Below are 4,019 nucleotides of genomic sequence, written 5' to 3'. Positions count from 1 at the left end.
GGTCATTTACTAATAACCCTGCTACTTCAATGATAGGAGTTTGATCTTCAAATTTGGCAAGTTTAACTCTACGTTTGACAAGCATATTGATAGTAGCAGTGTTGCGGCTAAACTTAAACTCGCCCATATCAACATACTCAGCATTATCTATATATTCTGTTGTCAACCAAGGTTGTAACAGTTCTCCATTTTCGTTTCTAATACCTCTAATACGCTTAACACCTGCTCTTTGATAATCTTCTTGCAGGTGCTTGATATTGACGATAATATTATTGCGGTATTGTGCAATAAGTTGGATTAGCTCTACCAGAGAAATTTGATTCTTTGTCATATTGCCACCTTCCAGATAAAGGTCAAGAATCTTTTAAAGCCACGGTTATTGAAGTCTATTAATATTCCAAAATAAACTGTTCTTACCGTGCGAAATTTAATGGTAAGTTCGTGGACGATTGAGGGTTTAAGTTTAAACGCAGAGGGGCGCAGAGTATAGCGCAGAGGAGCGCAAAGTTTGTTTGAGTCTATTCGCTAGGAATTTAGGCAACGCGAAGAACAGCGTTGCCTAAGCTTATAGTACAATTGTATCATAGGAAGGGCAAGTTGTGTAGGCGTAGCCCCTCGTAGATATCGCTGTGCAATGAGGTGTTATGGTGTTGCTGAATAACGTCAGAATATATGCTTTATAAGCTTTGCACCCTTGAGTGACTTTGTTTTGAGTCTAGATTTAGGCTCCGGGTTTGAAATAATCGAAGAGGCGATCGCCTGAATCTGCGCGAATCACATTCGCCTTGGCTCTAAGTTGAGTATTTGCTCTTTATTAGGTGTTTAGAGGCTGTTAGACTAAGAGCCATAAGTAAAATCTCTTATACTTTGGCAAACTTATGGAGCCAGTATCACTTACAGCAGCTGCGATCGCAACTTTGGTAATTATCAAAGCTTTTGAAAAAACTGGTGAAATCATCGGTGAAAAGGCTTGGAACGAAGGCGAAAAGTTGTTAGTTCTGCTGAAACGTAAAGAACCTAGCACGGCGAAGCTTCTCGAACAGGCTAAAACACAATCTTTAAATTATGGTCAAGCTTATCTCATTGGGCAGCAAGTAGAGGAAGCGGCGAAGAAAGATCCTGAGATTGCTCAAGCTGTGGAAGCTGTAGCCAATCAAGCACAACCTCAATTAACGAACACTATTATTGAAAATTGGCAGGGGATAAATATTAAAGGTGGAACTAATACCATTTCTGGTAACACCTTAAACTTCTGACTAAAGTCGCCCGCAGGGGAATCGATACTTTCTACTGAAATACCGCAAAATTTGCCCCTGAGTGGGGTGGTGGAGTTTGTCGGGCGTGAAGAAGAATTGCAAAATCTTCACCAACTTTTGCAGGATAATAAACAAGTTGCGATCGCAGCTATTGCAGGGATGGGTGGAGTTGGTAAAACAGAGTTCGCCTTACAATATGCCATCAAATACCGCGAAACATACAACGGTGGGCTTTGTTGGTTGCTACCAAAAACTGGGGATGTAGGTATTCAAGTTGTGCAGTTTGCCAGAACGCATCTTGATTTAAAGCCACCAGAAGATTTTGATTTACTCGAAAAAGATGAAGAAGATTTGGAGGAAATTAGAGATGATAGCCTGCTGAATCTGCATTTACTCCAGCACAAAGGTGAGGGAATCTATCAACTGCATCCACTGCTACGGGAATTTTTTCAATATAAGCTTACAGGTTTTAGATAAGGGAGAGGAATTAAAGCGATCGCTTTGTCGGGTAATGGTAGCAGTTACTAAAGAGATTCATGACTCCCGTACTCTTAAGGAAATCAACGATATTTCCCCCACCATACCTCATCTGGCAGAAGTAACTAAGAATCTCATTCAATACGTCAGTGATGATAATTTAATTTGGCTTTTCTTCGGTAACGCTTGGTTTTATTATCATCATGGTTTGTATGGTCAAGCAGCACCTTGGTATGAGCAGTGTCTAGAGATAACTAAAAAACGCTTAGGAGAGGAACATCCATTGGTTGCTACAAGCCTCAACAACTTGGCATATCTTTACAAATCTCAAGGAAGATACAGCGAAGCCAAACCCTTGTATCAGCAAGCTTTAACAATATGCCGACGTTGCCTGGGAGAGGAACATACCGATGTTGCTACTATCCTCAATAATCTAGCGGTATTATACAAATTTCAAGGAAGATACAGCGAAGCTGAATCCCTGTACCAGCAAGTTTTGGTAATGTTGCAATCTCTGCTAGGAGAGGAACATATTGATGTTGCTACTAGCCTCAACAATTTGGCGGTACTCTACTATTGCCAAGAAAGATACAGCGAAGCTGAATCCTTGCACCAGAAAGCTTTGACACTATTGCAATCTCTGCTAGGAGAGGAACATATTGATGTTGCTACTAGCCTCAACAATTTGGCGGATCTCTACGAATCTCAAGAAAAGTACAGCGATGCTGAAGCCCTGTATCGCAAAGCTTTAGAAATGAGGCAACGGCTTCTGGGACAAGAACATCCCGATGTTGCTATTAGCCTCAACAATCTGGCAGTACTATACGAATCTCAAGAAAAGTACAGCGATGCCGAACCCCTGTATCTGCAAGCTTTAGATATTTTTGAGCAACGGTTAGGGACGAATCATCCCTATACTGTTAGTTGTCATAAAAATATTGCAAATATTCGCGATCGCCTCCCCCCAAATCCAGAATAAGCTAGTTTTGTGCAAAGCATACCGTAATAAAACTGAAAAGAGCGTTAGCGAAGCTCACCGAAGGTATCGCCTAGACTAAAATTCATATTGAACTAAGTAAAAATGCCATTCGACTTACTCAAAATGAGCTTTTACTTATTCAAAAGGAGCTTTTACTTTCTCAAACCCCAGTTTGCTTTCTCATTTTGGTGTTTTCCGCAAGCAAAAGCAGCTTTGACTTTCTCAAAATAAGCTTTTGTTTTCTCAAACCCCAGTTTGCTTACTCATTTTGGTGTTTTCCGCAAGTAAAATAAGCTTTTACTTTCTCAAACTCCAGTTTGCTTTCTCATTTGAGTAATTCACGCATTCATTTTGGTATATCATTGAGCCGAAAGCTGGCAATCCTACAAAAGAAGTGTAAATTGACAAGCGATGTCTCCGACGGGCTACGCCTACGCGTGGATCGCACTGCTAGAGGCGATGTCTACGACGGGCTACGCCTACGCTTTTCTTGAGAGAAAGTTGTAAAAAAGCTATATGACCAGGGTTTATCTAGATACCAGTATTTATAATCGTCCGTTTGACGACCAAACACAGCCAAAAATATTTCTAGAAACACAAGCTATCATCTTAATTTTACAAATGGTGGAGGCAAGATTAATAGAATTAGTTAGTTCTTCAGTTCTAGAATATGAAAATAGCCGTAACCCTTTTCTTATAAATCAGCAATCGATGCAGCGATATTTACAAATAGCTGTCTTGAGAGTATTAGTAGATGAAAATATTAGAGTGAGAGGAGAACAACTAGAACAACAAGGAATTAAACCTATCGATGCACTTCATGTAACTTGTGCAGAGGCTTCCCAAAGTAATTATTTTATTACTTGCGATCGGAGATTAATCAACCGATGCCAAGATTTATCACTTTTGGTAATCAACCCAACTAATTTTATTTTTGAGGTAGATAATGGAAATTAAAGTTATTAACGAACAAGAAAATTTACAAGAAGTTATGCAGGTTTTACTCACTCATCTAGAACCATCGAAGGTAATGAAGTTTTGGGCAGCTTGTAAACTAAGTGAAGGTGACTATTTGCAAGTTAAAGAAAAACTATTTGCTAAAGAAACGGTTGCCAGCTTATATGCCAAAATCAAAGAATTTCAAGATGATGATAGTAAGCAATCGCTAGAATGAAGCTTATATTCCTGAATTAAAGTTTCAACTATAGGAATCCGGTTTGATTCCTGAATTTACTTGTGTGGGCAGGGAACAGGGAATAGGGAATAGGGAACAGGAAAGAAGGCATAAATCCGTACTGAGTCTTGTT

At 39.6% G+C, this 4,019-nt stretch carries 5 protein-coding genes and 1 pseudogene; 5 read left to right on the top strand and 1 reads right to left on the bottom strand.

Going from position 1 to position 4,019, the window contains the following annotated elements; all coding sequences use genetic code 11:
* Positions 1 to 331, bottom strand: a pseudogene (locus IQ229_RS16450) (hypothetical protein); the annotation flags it as partial.
* A 547-nt stretch (positions 332 to 878) separates the two neighbouring features.
* On the opposite strand from IQ229_RS16450, the gene IQ229_RS16445 reads away from it, so the two are divergent.
* The 5 genes from IQ229_RS16445 (at position 879) to IQ229_RS16430 (ending at position 3,886) form a co-directional block, all read left to right on the top strand.
* Positions 879 to 1,256, top strand: a complete 378-nt coding sequence (locus IQ229_RS16445; RefSeq protein WP_194045472.1) for a hypothetical protein — start codon at positions 879 to 881, stop codon at positions 1,254 to 1,256.
* A gap of 51 nt (positions 1,257 to 1,307) precedes the next feature.
* A complete protein-coding gene (locus tag IQ229_RS24135; RefSeq protein ID WP_228013513.1) occupies positions 1,308 to 1,733 on the top strand; it encodes a hypothetical protein in 426 nt (141 codons plus the stop codon).
* A gap of 34 nt (positions 1,734 to 1,767) precedes the next feature.
* Positions 1,768 to 2,712, top strand: a complete 945-nt coding sequence (locus IQ229_RS16440) for a tetratricopeptide repeat-containing protein (RefSeq protein WP_228013512.1) — start codon at positions 1,768 to 1,770, stop codon at positions 2,710 to 2,712.
* A 516-nt stretch (positions 2,713 to 3,228) separates the two neighbouring features.
* Positions 3,229 to 3,669, top strand: coding sequence for a PIN domain-containing protein (locus IQ229_RS16435; RefSeq protein ID WP_194045470.1), 441 nt, complete (start codon positions 3,229 to 3,231; stop codon positions 3,667 to 3,669).
* Positions 3,659 to 3,886, top strand: coding sequence for a hypothetical protein (locus IQ229_RS16430; RefSeq protein ID WP_194045469.1), 228 nt, complete (start codon positions 3,659 to 3,661; stop codon positions 3,884 to 3,886). The genes IQ229_RS16435 and IQ229_RS16430 overlap by 11 nt, the downstream gene beginning before the upstream one ends.
* The last annotated feature ends 133 nt before the right edge of the window (positions 3,887 to 4,019 follow it).

Source organism: Nostoc cf. edaphicum LEGE 07299, from assembly GCF_015207245.1.
Lineage (GTDB): Bacteria > Cyanobacteriota > Cyanobacteriia > Cyanobacteriales > Nostocaceae > Nostoc > Nostoc edaphicum_B.
This window is presented reverse-complemented; position numbering and strand designations above follow the sequence as displayed.